Origin of the sequence: Solidesulfovibrio sp. C21, assembly GCF_047785625.1 — a bacterium.
Lineage (GTDB): Bacteria > Desulfobacterota > Desulfovibrionia > Desulfovibrionales > Desulfovibrionaceae > Solidesulfovibrio.
On sequence record NZ_JBLODY010000087.1, the window covers coordinates 1 to 16,008 of the forward strand.

The 16,008-nt window shown below is 66.7% G+C and carries 10 protein-coding genes; 7 read left to right on the forward strand and 3 right to left on the reverse strand.

Features of this window, described 5'->3' with window-relative positions:
• Window positions 1–183: 183 nt before the first annotated feature.
• Window positions 184–3,294, forward strand: a complete 3,111-nt coding sequence (locus tag ACMZ6R_RS17935) for an efflux RND transporter permease subunit (protein ID WP_416114022.1) — start codon at window positions 184–186, stop codon at window positions 3,292–3,294.
• Window positions 3,295–3,392: 98 nt separating this feature from the next.
• Here the strand turns inward: ACMZ6R_RS17935 and ACMZ6R_RS17940 are convergent, their stop codons facing one another.
• The gene (locus tag ACMZ6R_RS17940) at window positions 3,393–5,489 is read right to left on the reverse strand and encodes a PAS domain S-box protein (RefSeq protein WP_416114024.1); all 2,097 of its coding nucleotides are present in this window, start codon (window positions 5,487–5,489) and stop codon (window positions 3,393–3,395) included.
• A gap of 564 nt (window positions 5,490–6,053) precedes the next feature.
• Between ACMZ6R_RS17940 and ACMZ6R_RS17945 the strand changes: the two genes are divergently transcribed.
• Window positions 6,054–6,854 carry a DUF169 domain-containing protein gene (locus ACMZ6R_RS17945; RefSeq protein WP_416114026.1) on the forward strand — a complete coding sequence of 267 codons (801 nt, stop codon included), beginning with the start codon at window positions 6,054–6,056 and terminating at the stop codon, window positions 6,852–6,854.
• A gap of 201 nt (window positions 6,855–7,055) precedes the next feature.
• On the opposite strand, the gene ACMZ6R_RS17950 is transcribed toward ACMZ6R_RS17945, so the two are convergent.
• Window positions 7,056–7,277: a hypothetical protein gene (locus ACMZ6R_RS17950; RefSeq protein WP_416114028.1), complete on the reverse strand. Its 222-nt coding sequence runs from the start codon at window positions 7,275–7,277 to the stop codon at window positions 7,056–7,058.
• Between the two features lie 265 nt (window positions 7,278–7,542).
• On the opposite strand from ACMZ6R_RS17950, the gene ACMZ6R_RS17955 reads away from it, so the two are divergent.
• On the forward strand, window positions 7,543–7,902 hold the full coding sequence (locus tag ACMZ6R_RS17955; RefSeq protein ID WP_416114030.1) for a hypothetical protein: 360 nt from the start codon (window positions 7,543–7,545) through the stop codon (window positions 7,900–7,902).
• Window positions 7,903–7,965: 63 nt separating this feature from the next.
• Here ACMZ6R_RS17955 and ACMZ6R_RS17960 read toward each other — a convergent pair whose 3' ends face one another.
• Window positions 7,966–10,368: a tetratricopeptide repeat protein gene (locus tag ACMZ6R_RS17960; RefSeq protein ID WP_416114032.1), complete on the reverse strand. Its 2,403-nt coding sequence runs from the start codon at window positions 10,366–10,368 to the stop codon at window positions 7,966–7,968.
• Window positions 10,369–10,585: 217 nt separating this feature from the next.
• On the opposite strand from ACMZ6R_RS17960, the gene ACMZ6R_RS17965 reads away from it, so the two are divergent.
• From ACMZ6R_RS17965 to treS, 4 genes are all read left to right on the forward strand, one after another.
• Window positions 10,586–11,212, forward strand: a complete 627-nt coding sequence (locus tag ACMZ6R_RS17965) for an MBL fold metallo-hydrolase (protein ID WP_416114034.1) — start codon at window positions 10,586–10,588, stop codon at window positions 11,210–11,212.
• Window positions 11,209–11,814 (forward strand): flavodoxin family protein, encoded by a 606-nt coding sequence (locus tag ACMZ6R_RS17970; RefSeq protein WP_416114036.1) that lies wholly within the window; start codon window positions 11,209–11,211, stop codon window positions 11,812–11,814. Before ACMZ6R_RS17965 ends, ACMZ6R_RS17970 begins: the two co-directional genes overlap by 4 nt.
• Window positions 11,801–12,568 (forward strand): phosphoribosyltransferase family protein, encoded by a 768-nt coding sequence (locus ACMZ6R_RS17975; protein WP_416114038.1) that lies wholly within the window; start codon window positions 11,801–11,803, stop codon window positions 12,566–12,568. Before ACMZ6R_RS17970 ends, ACMZ6R_RS17975 begins: the two co-directional genes overlap by 14 nt.
• Window positions 12,569–12,636: 68 nt before the next feature.
• A complete protein-coding gene (treS, locus tag ACMZ6R_RS17980) occupies window positions 12,637–15,939 on the forward strand; it encodes a maltose alpha-D-glucosyltransferase (RefSeq protein ID WP_416114040.1) in 3,303 nt (1,100 codons plus the stop codon).
• The last annotated feature ends 69 nt before the right edge of the window (window positions 15,940–16,008 follow it).

A 16,008-nucleotide genomic window follows, 5' to 3' on the forward strand; every position in this document is an offset into this window, starting at 1 on the left:
CCCCAAAAACTTTTCAGGGGGAATGTGTCGCTTCCCGAGCTGGAGGGGATGGAAGGGAAGAGGCGTCGATCGCTTGCAAAAGTATGGGGCGTATTGCCTGGGCCGGGGAGGGGGGGCGGTCGCCCCCCTCTCCCGGCCAACCGGAAATCGGCGGGAACGCAAGCCTGAGGGGGGCGAACGGTCATGGTCAATTTCTTCATTGAGCGGCCCGTGTTCTCGGCCGTGTTGTCCATCGTCATCACCCTGGTCGGGGCGATCTGCATCCTGACCCTGCCCATCGCCCAGTACCCCCAGATTGTGCCGCCCACGGTCCAGGTGACGGCCACCTACGACGGCGCCAGCGCCCAGGTGGTGGAAGAATCCGTGGCCACCCCCATCGAGCAGGAGGTCAACGGCGCCCAGGACATGCTCTACATGAATTCCGTCAGCTCCAACGACGGGCGCATGGTCCTAAACGTCACCTTCGACATCGGCCGCGACCTCGACCTGGCCACGGTGGACGTGCAAAACCGCGTGGCCCTGGCCAACTCCCGCCTGCCCTCCGAAGTCGTCCGGCGCGGTATTTCGGTCAAGAAGCAGTCCCCGGACATGCTGCTGGTGATCAACCTGAATTCCCCGGACGGCAGCCGTGACACGCTTTTCCTCAACAACTACGCCAAGATCAATGTCACCGACGCCCTGGCCCGGGTGCCCGGGGTGGGCAATGTGGCCGTTTTCGGCGAGCGCGACTACGGCATGCGGGTGTGGCTCGATCCGGACAAGCTGGCGCGCCTGGGGCTTACCGCCTCGGATGTGGCGAACGCCATCCGCCAGCAAAACGTCCAGGCCCCGGCCGGCCAGATCGGCATGCCCCCGGCCCCGCCGGGCCAGGAGTTCCAGCTCACGGTCCAGGTCAAGGGCCGGCTGACCGATCCCGAGGAATTCGCCGACATCATCGTGCGTTCGGGCAAGGGGGCGCAGCTCGTGCGGGTGCGCGACGTGGGCCGGGTGGAACTCGGCAGCCAGAGCTACACCGCCTTCACCCGCTTAAACGGCAAGCCCACCTGCACCATCCAGATTTTCCAGCTGCCCGGGGCCAACGCCCTGGAGGTGGTCAAGCAGATCCGGGCCATCATGGCCGAGCAGGCGACCTATTTTCCCCCGGGCGTCGCCTACACCATCCCCTACGACACCACCAAGTTCGTCACCGCCTCCATCCACGAGGTCATAAAGACCCTGTTCGAGGCCGTGGCCCTGGTGCTGCTCGTGGTCTACGTCTTCCTGCAAAACGGCCGGGCCACGCTCATCCCCATGCTCACCGTGCCGGTGTCCCTGGTCGGGACTTTCGCCTTCATGCAGGCCTTCGGCTTTTCCATCAACACGCTGACGCTGTTCGGACTGGTGCTGGCCATCGGCATTGTCGTGGACGACGCCATCGTGGTGGTGGAGGCGGTGCAGCACAAGATCGACCACGAGGGGCTGCCCGCCCGGGAAGCCACCAGGGCGGCCATGGCCGAGGTGGCCGGGCCGGTTATCGCCATTTCGCTGGTGCTGATTTCGGTCTTCGTGCCCGTGGCCTTCATGGGCGGGGTGACGGGCCGGCTGTACCAGCAGTTCGCCTTGACCCTGGCCGTGTCCGTGGCCCTCTCGGCCATCTGCGCCCTGACGCTCTCGCCGGCGCTTTGCGCGCTGATCCTGCGTCCGGCCGGCACGCCCAAAGGGCCGCTCGGGGCCTTTTTTCGCGGCTTCAACCACCTCTTCGCCGCCACCACCAACGGCTATACGACCGGGGTGCGCGCGGCCATCCGCCTGACCCTCGTGACGCTCGTCACCCTCGGGGCGCTTATCGGCGGCACCTACTGGCTGCTGACCACGGTGCCCACGGGCTTCGTTCCCGACGAGGACCAGGGCTATTTCATCGTCAACGCCCAGTTGCCCGAGGGCGCGTCCCTGGAGCGCAACGAAGCGGTGGTCAAGCGCCTGGAAGAGCATATCGCCGCCGACCCGGCCGTGGCCGACGTCCTGTCCCTTGGCGGCTACAACCTGCTGACCGCCACCTACAGTTCCTATGCCAGCGCCCTGTTCGTCATCCTGAAGCCCTGGGACGAGCGCGCCACGCCGCGGCTTTCCCTGGACGCGACCATGGGCCGGGCCAAGGGCTTTTTCACCGGCATCCAGCAGGCCGTGGTCATGGGCCTGAACCCTTCGCCCATCCCCGGGCTCGGCACCACTGGCGGCTTTCAGTTCGAGTTGCAGGACCGCACCGGCGGCAAGGTGGAGGAACTGGCCAGGGTGGCCTATACCTTCATGGATGCCGCCCGGCGGCAACCGGCCGTGGCCAACGTCTTTTCCGACTTCAGCGTGGATGTGCCCCAGCTTTTCTACAACCTCGACCGCGCCAAGGTGCAAACCCTCGGCATTCCGCCAAGCGACGTGTTCGAGGCGCTCCAGACCTATCTCGGCGGCCTCTACGTCAACGACTTCAACAAGTTCGGCCGCACCTACCGGGTCATGCTCCAGGCCGAACCGCGTTTCCGCACCAGTCCGCGCGACATCGAGCGCTTTTACGTGCGTAGCGCCGACGGGGAGATGGTGCCGCTCAGCACCCTGGGGCAGACCCGGTCCATTCGCGGGCCGGAATACATCCGCCGCTTCAACCTGTTTCGGACCGTGGAGATTTCCGGCGCGACCCCGCCCGGTTTTTCCTCGGGCCAGTCCCTGACCGCCATGGCGACCCTTGCCCGCACCGATCTGCCCCAGGGCTTCGGCTACGACTGGACCGGCATCGCCTTCCAGGAGGTCCGCTCCGGCAGCCAGTCGATCTACATCTTCGCCCTGGCCCTGGTCATGGTGTTTCTGGTCCTGGCCGCCCAGTACGAATCCTGGGCCGTGCCGTTCGCGGTCATCCTGGCCGTGCCGCTGGCGGTGTTCGGGGCCATGGGCGCGCAGATGCTGCGGGGGCTCGACAACAACGTCTACGCCCAGATCGGGCTGGTCATGCTCATCGGTCTGGCCGCCAAAAACGCCATCCTGATCGTGGAATTCGCCAAGATGCGCCGGGAGGCCGGGGATACGGCCGAAGAGGCCGCCGTTTCGGCGTCCAGGCTCCGTTTCCGGCCGATCCTCATGACCTCGTTCGCCTTCATCCTCGGCGTGGTGCCGATGATGGTGGCCAGCGGGGCGGGCGCGGCCAGCCGCCATGCCCTCGGCACGGCGGTTTTCGGCGGCATGGTCGCGGCCACCATCCTTGGCGTCTATTTCGTGCCGGCGCTGTACTGCTTCATCCAGCGCGCCGTGGAGCGGCTGCGGCGGTAGGCAACCGCACGATACCGTCGTTAGGAAATCAAAATCGGGGAAGGAATGCGCGCGCGAGGCAAGGGTCTTTTTCAAGGGCCCCCGCTCGCGCGCGTTTTCTACGCGTCGTCAATGTCGGGGGGGAGCGGTTCCAGATCGAAGGACAGGGTGAAGGTGAACACCGAGCCCTGGTCCGGCACGCTGTCCACCCCGAGTTCCCCGCCCATGAGCGCCACCAGCCGTCGGGTGATGGCCAGCCCCAGCCCCGTGCCGCCGAAGCGCCGGGTGTAGGAGCCGTCGGCCTGGGTGAAGGCGTCGAAAATGCGGGAGGTGTCCTCGGGGAGGATGCCGATGCCGGTGTCGCTGACGGAAAAGAGCAGCTCCTGGCGCATGTCGCGCGCAGTCGCCTCGGCCGGCCGGCAGGCTTCCACGCACTGCACCTGGACCACCACGCCGCCGTGTTCGGTGAACTTGATGGCGTTGCCGACGAGATTGATCAGCACCTGGCGCAGGCGGTCGGCGTCGCCTATGAGCATGTCCGGCACGTCGGGGGAGATATCCACGGAGAGTTTAAGCCCCGTTTCCCGGGCCAGCACGCCCAGGGGGGCTTCCACCGAGGCCAGCACGGCGCGCAAGCCGAAGGCCTCGTGGCCCAGCTCCAGGCGTTCGGCCTCGATTTTGGAAAAGTCGAGGATGTCGTTTATGAGCGCGAGCAGCGAGGTCGCCGATTCCTCGATGTCCTTGAGGAAGCCCTGCTGCTCGTCGGTGAGCCCGGTTTGGCCGATGACCTGGGCCATGCCGAGGATGCCGTTCATGGGCGTGCGGAGTTCGTGGCTCATGTTGGCCAGGAATTCCGATTTGGCCCGGCTGGCCGCTTCGGCCGCCTCCTTGGCCCGGGCCATGGCCGATTCGGCCTCCCGGCGTACCATGACCTCGTGGATGAGTTCCTCGTTCATGCGGTTGAGTGTGCGCGTCCGCTCCCGCACCATGTCTTCCAGACGTTCGTTGACGCGCTCCAGTTCCAGGCGGGTCTGGGTGCTGTCGGTGATGTCCTCGATGGTGCCAGCCAGGCGGGAAATCACCCCGGAGGCGTCGGCCACGGGGAAATAGCGGGCTTGCACCCAGCGCACGCCGCCGTCGGCGCGCACCACGCGGAAATCGGGGAAGATCCCCTGGGCGGGCGGGCCGGTGACCAGTCGGGTCAGGTGGTCGAGCACCTTGTCCCGATCGTCGGGATGGACGCTGTCGAGCCAGGACCGTGGCGAGGCGTAGAGGCTGACCGGGGACCTGCCCCAGAGGGTCTCGTAGGCCGGGCTGATGTAGAAAATGCGCTTGAGGTCCGGGGAGGCCAGCCAGAACACCTCGCCGATGGTTTCGGCCAGTTGCCGGAATTTCTTCTCGCTTTCCAGCAGGGCCCGCTCGGCGTTTTTGCGCTCGGAGATGTCGCGCGCCACGGCGATGATGCGGTCCTGCCCCTGGACCACGGCATGGCGCAGGTTGACCTCGGTCCAGAAAAGCCGGCCGGTCTTGTCGCGGGCCAGCCACTCGAAAAGCTGGGGTTGGCCACGGCGGGCCTGATCGAGCTTGGCCAGGGAATCGGCCTCGGAATAGGGAGGATAGCCGGCGCTGAGTCCCTCCGGCGTGATCCGGCGCAGTTCGTCCATGCCGTAGCCATAGAGGGAAATGGCGCGCTCGTTGGCGTCCAGGGTAAGGCCCGTGGCCGGGTCCAGGATGAAGATGGCGTCGTTGGCCGCGTCAAGGATGTCGCGGTATTCATGCTCCTTTTCCCGGACGGCCGCCGCGACCTGGTTCATTGCGTCCACCTGCCGGCCGCAGGCGAGCACCATGGCCGGCCGGCCGTCGGGACCGCCGATGAGGGCCAGGCTCCAGCGCAGACGCCGCCAGCCCTGGGCGGTGCGGATGGCCTGATCCGGCGTCACGTCCCGGACGGCCACCTCGCCGTCGAGAAGGGCGCGATGCAGAATCCGCGTGTTGTCACGGTCGTCGGGCGGCAGGGCCAGCTCGAACCAATCCCTGCCCACGGTTTCTGCCCGGCTGCGGCCTAAAAGCTCCAGGCCGTTTTCGTTGATGGAGAGCAGACGGCCCTCGGCGTCGAGGAGCATGACAAGATCGCCGGCGGCTTCCCACAGGGCGGTGAGGATGTCTCCGGCGTCGCAGGGGAAACGCGGAGAGGATGGGGATGGGCACTCGGGCATGGCGGTAGGGGCTATTTGAGGTTACGCCGTCTGCCATACGTATGGTCCTTTTCCCTTGCCCCGGCAAGGGGGCGGGGGGCGGTTGCCCGGGGCGCGCTCCGGCGTTAAGGAGCGAGGACGGATGCAGTGCGTCCAAGGAGAACCCGTATGGATCGCAGAAAGTTTCTTATGACGGCGGGGGCCATGGGCCTGCCCGCGACCCGGCGCATCACCCTGGCCCAGACCGTGGGGTATCCCAATACCTGACGTCACGCTTTACTTATAAATGGTGTTTGTGGATGCCGGATCAGCGCAAGATAGCAGCGGTTGTCCGCATTTCGGCACCGTGATAATCGCAGCACGTTTGTGCCAAAAATCACAATAGTGCTGCTTGCCCGGGCCGTAAGCAACACCCCGCACGTGATAAATCAGGCAAGGGCGCTTTGTTGTTGACAGTGCCTTGCTCAAATCGCTACCTCCCCTAGCATCGCAAAGCCGTTACGGTCGCCCGATGGCGCGGCGCCGCCGGCGCAAGTCCGGACGCCCGGGCGTTTTCCCTTGCATTGCCATACAAAAGGAGTCGTCATGGAAGAGCTTTCGTATCAGGACATGCAGCGCGTGCTTATGGACGAGCTGCGGCTCATGCACTATCCTATTGCCGTCAAATACTTTTTCGATCAGGCCGAGCTTGACGACTTCAAGGAGCGCGTCGCCTACTACCTGCCGGCCAAGGCGCTCACCTTCTGCCAGGCCGAGATCGGCGCGCGCATGGAGGGCATCACCGTGCTTGTGGGCAAGGAACAGCTCGGCTGCTCCAACGCCAAGTGCGTCTTCGGCTGGAAGGACATCGACGCGGCCGAGTTCAAAAGCCACCTCAAATACTGCGAAAACCTGGAGCAGGCCGAACGCTTCGTGCGCAGCAAGCCGCGCCTGAAGGAAGGACTGCTCGCCGCCGTCGTCTCGCCCCTGGCCGACGCCGCCTTCCCGCCCGATGTGGTGCATTTCTACTGCGACAACATGCAGGCCTACCACCTGGTCGTGGACTGGATGGCCGTCATGGACAAGCATCCCCTGCGTCCCAACATGACCATGAACTCGGCCGCCTGCGCCGGCAACGTCTACGTCTACAACACCGGCGAGGCCAATGTGTTTCTGGCCTGCAGCGGCAGCTACAACGCCGGCAAGACCGAGCGCGGCGAGATCAACGTGGCCATTCCCGGCAAGGACATCGGCCGCGTGGTGGCCCGACTCAAGGCCCGCAAGGAGCGCGAGGGCGGCGCGGCCATCACCCGCATCGGCCACCCGTTCCCGGGCGCGGACATCTGCAAGAACTGCCCGCTCATCGTCTTCAAGAAAGCCAAGGACCCGGTCGCGGCTACGGAGTAAAGAGCCGGGGGGAAACTTTTCTGTAGAAAAGTTTCCCCCCGGACCCCCTTTCCAAAGACTTTCAGCGGTTGCAGGGCGTTATCCGTATAACACCCGTAGCGGTAGAAAGTTTGGGAAAGGGAGAGCGCGAGAGGGGAGAACCCTTTTCAAAGGGTTTCCCCTCTCGCATTCTCTTTCTCGCATTCTTCTTTCTCTCTCTCTTCAAACACGCGTGCGCAGGATGGCGCCGAGGCCCGTTTCGAGGATAGGGCCGGTAGTGATGGCGTGGGGCGTGTCGTCGGGCACGTTGGAGCCCATGGATGGGGAGAGGCGTTCGATGGCGGCGTGGTCGTTCGCCAGCTGCGCCACCATGTCGGCGGTGGAGCTGCCGTCGTAGTGGGTCAGGAAGGCGGCCCGTTCCCACATGCGGTCCGATATGGACATGGTTTTCTCCCGGATGGTCTTGGTTGATACATAACGCGCCTTTCCCCTCCGGGCAAGGGATTGCCGACATATCGGCGATGTGGGCAAGAAGTGTAACCGGGGTGTGCAACAACCGAAACGTCCGGTGGCCCGTCCCGGCACAGTGGTGGCGCTAACTGAAAATAATATTGTAAATACAGTGTGTTGTAATTGATGGTGCGGGGAGGCACGGTTGGCATGGTTCTGGCTTGGAACAAGAAAACCAGAATCACACAGGAGGTACGCCATGAAGCGTCTTCTGAGCATCCTTGCCCTGACCTGTTCCCTGGTCGCCGCGGCCGGCACCGCCCATGCCCTGACCGTGGCCGGTCCGGGGTTCGCCGTAAGCGTCCCCCTTTATGTCGGCGTCGCCCCGGCCCCGGTCTATGTGGCTCCGCCCCCGCCTGTCTACGTGGCTCCGCCGCCGCCGGTCTATGTGGCTCCGGCCTATGCGCCGCCTCCGGTCTGGGTGGGACCGGCCTATGCGCCGCCGCCGGTCTGGGTCGCTCCGCGTCCGCACCGGATGCGGCCGCGTGCGGTGGCCGTGATGCCGCCGGTCGGTCCCCGGCCCTTCGGCCCCGGGCCTGTCGGTCCGCGCCCCCGCTAGGGCGGCAGGTGGCCTGTAATGGAAAAAAACGCGCGGTCGGGTTTCCGGCCGCGCGTTTTCTTTTCAGATGCCTTCGGCCCGGGCCATCGCTTCCCGGGCTTCTCCGTCCCGTCCCTGGGCGGTAAGGGCCCGGGCCAGCGCCTGCCAGAATTCCGTCCGTTCGGGCCGCAGGGCCACGGCCTGTCGGGCCATGGCCTCGGCGATGGCCGGGTCCTGGCCCTCCTTGAGGTAGAGCCTGGCCATGAGGTGGAGCGACACCGCGTCCTTGGGGTCGTGGAGCAGGGCCTGATGCAGGTATTCCCGGGCTTCCTCGTTGCGGCCGCGCTTGAAGGCCAACCGGGCCAGGTGGCGCAGGGTCTGGGGAGCGCCGCCCGGGGCGGCCATGGCCCGTTTGTAGTATTTGAGCGCCGGGGCGAAGCGCTTGTCCTCCTCGGCCATGCGCCCGAGCCGCAGCAGGCTGTAGATATGCCCGGGATTGGCCCGCAGGCATTTCTGGAAGGCCTTGCGGGCGGCGGCGTTTTCGCCCAGCCGGCGGCAGACGCAGCCGAGGTTGTAAAGGGCCATGGTGTTCTTGGCGTCGCGGGCGATGACCCGGTCGAATTCGCAACGCGCCTTGTCCAGCCGGCCGAGTCTGGCCAGGCAGATGCCGAGCGAGTTGCGGGCCAGCGTATTGCCCTCGTCGGCCAAAAGCGCCTGCTTGTACTCTTCCATGGCCGCGTAGATGTCGCCCATGGTGAAGTGCCGGTCGCCGCTGACGGTCAGGGACAAGGTGTCGAAGACGGCCATTTTGGGGCCGGTCGGCAGGAGCAGGGCGTGGTCCAGGGCCTTGCGGCAGTTTTCCGGCACGTCGGCCCGGGTGTAGTTTAAAAACGGATAGCCGGCCACGCCCACGGCCGCCGTGCCGCCGAGGCGTTCGCCAAGGCCGGCCAGCACGGCTTCGGCGGCCTCGGCCAGCCCGGCCGGATCGCGGTCGGGCAGGTAGAAGACGAGCTTGGACGAACTGAACCGGCCGCCCACGGCGGTCTGGCCGAAATGGGCCCGGCATACGGCCGCCGCCTCGGCCACGTCCGCTTCGGCCGGCCGCCCGGCGCGCGGTTCGGACGACGGGTCGGGCAAAAGCACCAGGGCCATGGAAAAGGCCTGGCATTTTTCACGGTCGGCGGCGGTCTGGCGCCGGAAATCGGCGTGGGAAAAAAGGCCGGTGGCCGGGTCTTTTTTGGGCGGGCCGTCCGGCGTGTCGGCATGGCTGGCCTCGTCGGAACCGGCCGCGAGCAAAAGCCGGTCCCCGGGCTCGATGGCCCAGCCCGGATCGGTGCACTGGAGCGTCTCGGCGAAGGCCAGGTCCTCGCCCACCTCCAGGAGCGCGATTTCGCCCTTGATCATGGTGGGGGAGCGGCCGGAGACGCGTTCGCCGTCGGATTTGCGGATGTCGTGGGCGCCTTCGTGGCGCGGCGACCAGACCAGGAAGCGTTGCCCGGCTTCGGCGTCCACGAAGCGGCCGAGGCTGACGGCATAGCGCGCCAGGGGCAGCGCCTCGAGCACCACGCCGCCCTCGGCCAGGATGCGGTGAAAGGCCATGGCCTGGTTGCGGCCGAGGTCCTTGGCCACGGCCAGGGCCTTTTTGGCCTTGCGCAAAAGCAGCCGGGCCTGTTCGGCCGGCGGGGCCACGAACTGGCCGCCGCGCATGTCCTGGGGATAGGCCACGCAGCCGGCGCTGGTCGTTATGGCGTGGCTTTCCCCGGTGGCCGGCGTTTCGAAGGTCAGGCGCGAGACCTCCCGCACGATGCCCTCGGCCGTCTCCCGGCAGCGTGAGGCCGTGGCCCCGGGCAAGAAAAGTCCGAAAAGGTCGTCGTGGAGCCGGGCGGCCAGCCCGCCTTCGGGACACAGGCGGCGAAGCAGCGCGCCGGCTTCGGCCAGATTGCCCTCGGCCGCGACGAAGCCGTGCCGGGCGGCCAGCCGGCTGAAATGGTCCACATCGAGGACGACGAGCCCGAACCCGCCCCGGAGCCCGGTGAGCCCCGGATCGACCAGGCTGGCCGAGCCCGGCAGAATGCGGTCCTGGACCAGCTCGATCTCCCGGGTGACGGCCGCGGTCAGGGCGTCGGCGTTGGCCAGGCCCGTCAGCGCGTCACTGGCCACGGCCCGGGTCAGCCGGATTTCCTCCAGGGCCATGACCGCGATGCGGGGCAAAAGCGCCAGCATGGTGCGCGGCGCGCCAAGGCCCGCTCCCCGGGCCACGAACACGCCGAGCAGCCTGCCCGAGGCGGCCAGGGGAACGAGCACCTTGCGTTCCGTCGGCAGATGTACGGCCTGGTCGTGGTCCGGGCCGAAGCCGGCGATAAGCCCGTCGTCGTCGCGGGGGAAAAAGAGGCTGTGGGTTTTAAAGGAGAGGAACCGGGAAAAAACATCCCGGAGAAACTGTTCGTTTGCGATGAGATCACGCTGCGTGACGGATGCCGCCGGCATTGCCGCTCCCTTGCTGACTGTCTGGATGGGGCTTTTCTCTACCGTCGACGCGGCGGGAAAACAAGCGCGGCCCGGGCGGCGTGTGTCGTCCCCTTGACGGGGGGCGGCCGGAAACGGCACAGCTTGCCACAGGCGGCGTCCGGCACGCGGCGGCCGGGCGATCGTCCACGACCACGGGCCGGCAGGCGCGGCAAATCGTATGGGAGGGTCATACGGCATGGACATCAAGACGTTTCCGATAGGTCCCCTGGAAACCAACTGTTATATCGCGGTCGCGGGGAGCGCGGCCATTGCCGTGGATGTCGGCGGCAAGCCGACGGCGGTCGCACAATTTCTCAAGGAAAAAGGGCTTTCCCTCGAGGCGGTGCTTCTTACCCACCTGCACTGCGATCACCTGTACGGCGTGGGCGAGCTGGCCGGGGCGTTTGGCGCGCCGGTTTTCGCCGGGGCCGCCGACGCGCCGCTTCTGGACACCGAACTGGGTCGTGGCGGGCTCATGGGCCTGCCCCAGGTGCCCGAATTTTCCTACGAGCCCATCGCCCCCGGCGAGCGGACCCTGCTCGGCCAACCCTGCCGGGTGCTGGCCACCCCCGGCCATTCCCCGGGCAGCCTGTCCTATTATTTCCCCGAGGCCGGAACGATTTTCGTCGGCGACCTGCTTTTTTACCGCTCCATCGGCCGCACCGATTTCGACGGCGGCGACCACGACCAGCTTATGACCTCGGTGCGCGAAAAAATCTTTGTCCTGCCGGCCGCCACGGTCGTCTATCCCGGCCATGGCCCGGCCACGACCATCGGCGACGAGATGAAGCACAATCCGTTTTTTTCGGAGTACGCCCGGTGACGCCAGGTCCCGCGGCCACGGTGTTTTTGTGCGGCCCCAGGGCCGGCGGGAATTCGGACGCGGCCGGTCTGGCCTTTGCCCGGGGGCTCCGGGAGAAAGGCCTCGCGGCCCAGGTCGTGGCCCTGCGCGACGAGCGCGTCACCCCGTGCCTGGGCTGCGGCGCCTGCCTCGCTCCCGGCCACCGTTGTCCCCTGGATACGGCCGGCGACGCGGCCGAGGCGCTTTTCGCCCACATTCGCGAGTCCCCGATCCTGGCTTTTGCCGCGCCCATCTACTTTTACCACGTGCCGGCGCTTTTCAAGGCGTTCATCGACCGGGCCCAGCGCCATTGGGCCGTACGCTTCGCCGCCGGGGCCGGGGATGTCGAGCCGCCGGCTCTGCCGGAGGTCCGCGTCCTGCTGGCCGCCGGCCGGCCCCGGGGCGAAAAGCTTTTTGCCGGGGCGCTGCTCACCCTCAAGTATTTTCTCTGGCCCTTTTACCGCACCCTGGCCGAGCCGTGCCTGTTTCGGGGCTATGATGCGCCGGGCGATCTGGCCAGTGACGTCGCCGCCGTGAAACAGGCGGCCGGGTACGGCCGGGATGCCGCCCATGGGGCTTTTTAGGTCCGGGCTGCCGCGTCTGGCCGGCTGGCTCGCCCGGGCCATGCTGCTCGCCTGCGACCGGTGCCAGGCCTGTTCGGGCCTGCTGCCGGCCCGGGACGGGCCGCATCCGGTCTGCCCGTCGTGCGCCGTGCGTCTGGCCCCGCGCCTGGGCGGCTATTGTCCCCGGTGCGGCGAGCTTGCCGCCGACCCCGCAGCGCCGCCGCAGGTCTGCCCCGAGTGCCTGCGGCAGGATCGCCCGTGGGACGGCTTCGCCTTTCACGGCCCGTACGAGGGGCTTTTGCGGGAGATGGTGCTGGGGTTTAAATTCCACGGCCGGCTGGGCCAGGGCCGGGTTTTGGCGGGACTGGCCGCTGGCGCCTACCTGCGCGCCGCCGCGCGCTGCGGCCCCGGCGCCATGGCCCCGGCCGGGCCGGACCTCATCGTGCCCGTGCCGCTTTACCCCCGGCGTCTGGCCTGGCGGGGATTCAACCAGAGCCTGGAACTGGCCCGGGAACTCGCCCGCCGGCTGGCCCGGCCCGTCGCCGTAAACGCCCTGGCCCGCATCCGCGACACCACCCCCCAAAGCCAGCTGCCCGGCTCCAAGCGCCTGCACAACATCCAGGGCGCTTTCGCCGCCGCGCCGGAGATCGTTTCCGGCCGTGCCGTGCTGCTCGTCGACGACGTCATGACCACCGGGGCCACCGTGGAAACCGCCGCGCGCGCCTTGCGCCTGGCCGGGGCGGAGCGCGTGGATGTGGTGGTGGTTGCCCGCTAGGTCCGGCAAGGACTGGAAAAAACCCCCGCGCCCTGTATACTGGGGGCAGTCAACGACAAGGAGCACCCATGCCCCGAAAGCCCTTCCCCGGCGCGGACGACCCGCTTTGGTTCAAGGACGCCGTCATTTACGAAGTCCACATCAAGGCCTTCATGGACGGCAACGGCGACGGCGTCGGCGATTTCCCGGGCCTGACCAGCCGGCTGGACTACCTGGCCAGCCTCGGCGTCAACACCCTGTGGCTTCTGCCCTTTTATCCGTCGCCGCTGCGGGACGACGGCTACGATATCGCGGACTATTACGGCATCCACCCCGACTACGGCACGCTCAAGGATTTCAAGGAATTTTTGCGCCAGGCCCACGCCCGGGGGCTTAGGGTCATAACCGAGCTCGTGGTCAACCATACCTCCAAGGACCACCCCTGGTTCCAGCGCTCCCGGGCGGCCAGTCCCGGATCGGTCTGGCGCGATTACTACGTCTGGAACGACACCCCGGACAAATATCGGCAGGCCCGCATCATCTTCAAGGATTTCGAGTACTCCAACTGGACCTACGACCATGAGGCCAAGGCCTATTACTGGCACCGTTTCTACTCCCACCAGCCCGACCTCAACTACGACAACCCGCGCGTGCGCAGGGAAATCACCCGGGTCATGGATTTCTGGCTGGGCCTTGGCGTGGACGGGCTGCGCCTGGACGCCGTGCCCTATCTGTACGAGCGCCGGGACACCAACTGCGAAAACCTGCCCGAGACCCACGCGTTTCTGAAAAAACTGCGGGCCCATGTGGACGGGCGGTTCAAAAACCGCATGTTCCTGGCTGAGGCCAACCAATGGCCCGAGGACGCGGTGGCCTATTTCGGGGACGGCGACGAGTGCCACATGGCCTACCACTTCCCGATCATGCCCCGCATCTTCATGGCGCTCATGATGGAGGACCGCTTTCCCGTCCTCGACATCATGGAGCAGACGCCGGCCATTCCGCAAAATTGCCAGTGGGCCATGTTCTTGCGCAACCATGACGAGCTGACCCTGGAAATGGTCTCCGACGAGGAACGCGACTACATGTACCGGGTCTACGCCAAGGACCGCAAAGCCCGCATCAACCTGGGCATCCGCCGCCGGCTCGCGCCGCTGATGCTCGGCAGCCGCCGCCGCATGGAGCTCATAAACTTCATCCTCTTTTCCTTTCCCGGCACGCCGATCATCTACTACGGCGACGAGATCGGCATGGGCGACAATTTCCACCTCGGCGACCGCGACGGCGTGCGCACCCCCATGCAGTGGAGCCCGGACCGCAACGCCGGATTCTCCCGGGCCAATCCCCAAAATCTCTACCTGCCCGTGGTCATCGACCCGCAATACCACTACGAGGCCGTCAACGTGGAGAACCAGGAGGCCAACCTGTCCTCCTTTCTGTGGTGGATGCGCCGGGTGATCGCCATGCGCAAACGCCTGCCGGCCATGGGACGCGGGGAAATCGAATTCCTGCGGCCGGACAACAACAAGGTTCTCGTTTTTCTGCGCCGCCACGAGGAGGAGACGATCCTGGTCGTGGTCAACCTGTCGCGCTTTTCCCAGGTGGCCTCCCTCGACCTATCCCGCTTCGCCGGGGCGTCGCCGGTGGACGTCTTTTCCGGCACGCAGTTCCCGACCGTAACCGAGGCCCCGTACGTGCTGCCGCTGGGGCAGTACGACTATTACTGGCTGCGGCTCACGCGTGGCGACGCCGCCGTGGCCGTGGACGCCGCCCCGGCCCCGCATGTGGAGTTCGGCCAGGCCTTGAAAAGCATCCTGGGACCAAATGAGCGGGCGGTCCTGGCCGAAGAGCTGCTGCCCGACCACGCCCGCCGGGCCGGGCTTGCCGGCGTGCGCCTGCCCACCACCCAACGGGTGGAGATCCTCGACGTCGCGCCCGTGGGCCCGCGCGGGCTGCTCGCCTGGCTGCTGCTGGTCGAGGCCCACGCCATTACCGGCGAAACCCGTGCCATGCCGTTTCTCCTGGCCCTGGTTTCCGGCGAGGAGGCCGCCACCGTGGCCCGCGAAGATCCGCAGTCCGTGGTGGCCCACATCACCCAGGCCGGCCGGGAGGGCACGCTGGTCAACGGGTTCGTGCTGCCCCAGCTTCGCGCCTGGTGGCCCGAGGCGCTGCGGCGTAAAGCCAGGCTTCGCGGCCCGGCCGGGGTGCTGGCCGCGCTGCCCGAACCGGGATTCTCCCGCGAATTGTGTTCGGACGGGGCCTGCCCGCCTTCGCACATGTTCCACGACGGCCAAAACAACGTCATCATGGCCTACGACGGCAAACTTTTTTTCAAGTATTACGCCGCGCTGGACTCCGGGGCCCACCCCGAAGCCGAGCTGTTGCGCCATCTTGAAGCGGTGGGCTTCGACCATGCTCCGACCCTGGCCGGCGTGTTCGAATACCGCCCCAAGTCCGGGGCCGAGCCCATGGTGGTGGCCACGGTGCAGGAATACATCGCCGACGCCCGGGACGCCTACGGCTACACCCTCGAGCACCTGACACGGTACTTCGAGCAGCGTCGGGCCATGCCCGAGGATGTCGACGCTCCGGCCACAGGCAACATGCTTGATTTCGGCATGGCCAAGTCCATGGCCGGCATGGCCGACGAGTTTTATCTGGAGATGGCCAGGCTCCTCGGCCGGCGCACGGCCGGGATGCATCTGGCGCTGTCGGGCGGCGGCGGGGCGTTTTTGCCGGAGCCCTTTACCAAACTCTACCAACGCTCGGTCTACCAGGCCATCCGCAACAGCATCCGTCAGGCCACCAACCTCCTGTCCAAGCACATAAGCTCGGTGCCGGCGGTCCTGCGCGAGGACGCCGCGCGCATCATCGAGGCGGAAAGCGAAGCCCTGGCCGCCATCTCCGGACTGTTGTCCAGGGTGGTGGATACGGTCAAAATCCGTATCCACGGCGACTACCGCCTGGAGCAGCTGCTTTTTACGGGCAAGGATTTCGTGATCGTGGACTTCGAGGGCGATCCCAGGCGCACGCTCGGCGAACGCCGGCTCAAACGTTCGGCGCTGCGGGACGTGGCCGGCATGTTCTATTCCTTCTACGCCGCCAGCGAGGAAGGCGTCAGCCGCCACGCCGCCGCCCACCCCGAAGATAGCGGCCGATGCGCCGGCTGGGCTTGGCCCTGGGCCGAGGCGGTCTCCCGCGCCTTCTTCGGGGCCTACGCCGCCGCTGTCGGCGATTCACCCATTCTGCCGCCGCGCCGGGCCAGACTGCTCCTGCTCAAAAGCTTTCTGCTCGAACGCTGCTACGACGCCCTGGGACAAGCGGCCGTCAGCCGTCCGGACCGCATCGGCGCGCCGCTTTCCTGCATACGGTTGGTGTTGGCGTTGAAGTGATTGGGGAAAGGATGAGAGGAGCCGGGGGAGGGAACCCTTTTTTGAAAAAAAGGGTTCCCTCCCCCGGAC

What these genes read in the sequence shown, in the direction of transcription:
- ACMZ6R_RS17935 (WP_416114022.1), top strand. Translation starts at nt 184, where the DNA reads ATGGTCAATTTCTTCATTGAGCGGCCCGTGTTCTCGGCCGTGTTGTCC.
- ACMZ6R_RS17945 (WP_416114026.1), top strand. Translation starts at nt 6,054, where the DNA reads ATGGAAGAGCTTTCGTATCAGGACATGCAGCGCGTGCTTATGGACGAG.
- ACMZ6R_RS17955 (WP_416114030.1), top strand. Translation starts at nt 7,543, where the DNA reads ATGAAGCGTCTTCTGAGCATCCTTGCCCTGACCTGTTCCCTGGTCGCC.
- treS (WP_416114040.1), top strand. Translation starts at nt 12,637, where the DNA reads ATGCCCCGAAAGCCCTTCCCCGGCGCGGACGACCCGCTTTGGTTCAAG.
- ACMZ6R_RS17940 (WP_416114024.1), bottom strand. Translation starts at nt 5,489, where the DNA reads ATGCCCGAGTGCCCATCCCCATCCTCTCCGCGTTTCCCCTGCGACGCC.
- ACMZ6R_RS17950 (WP_416114028.1), bottom strand. Translation starts at nt 7,277, where the DNA reads ATGTCCATATCGGACCGCATGTGGGAACGGGCCGCCTTCCTGACCCAC.
- ACMZ6R_RS17975 (WP_416114038.1), top strand. Translation starts at nt 11,801, where the DNA reads ATGGGGCTTTTTAGGTCCGGGCTGCCGCGTCTGGCCGGCTGGCTCGCC.
- ACMZ6R_RS17960 (WP_416114032.1), bottom strand. Translation starts at nt 10,368, where the DNA reads ATGCCGGCGGCATCCGTCACGCAGCGTGATCTCATCGCAAACGAACAG.
- ACMZ6R_RS17965 (WP_416114034.1), top strand. Translation starts at nt 10,586, where the DNA reads ATGGACATCAAGACGTTTCCGATAGGTCCCCTGGAAACCAACTGTTAT.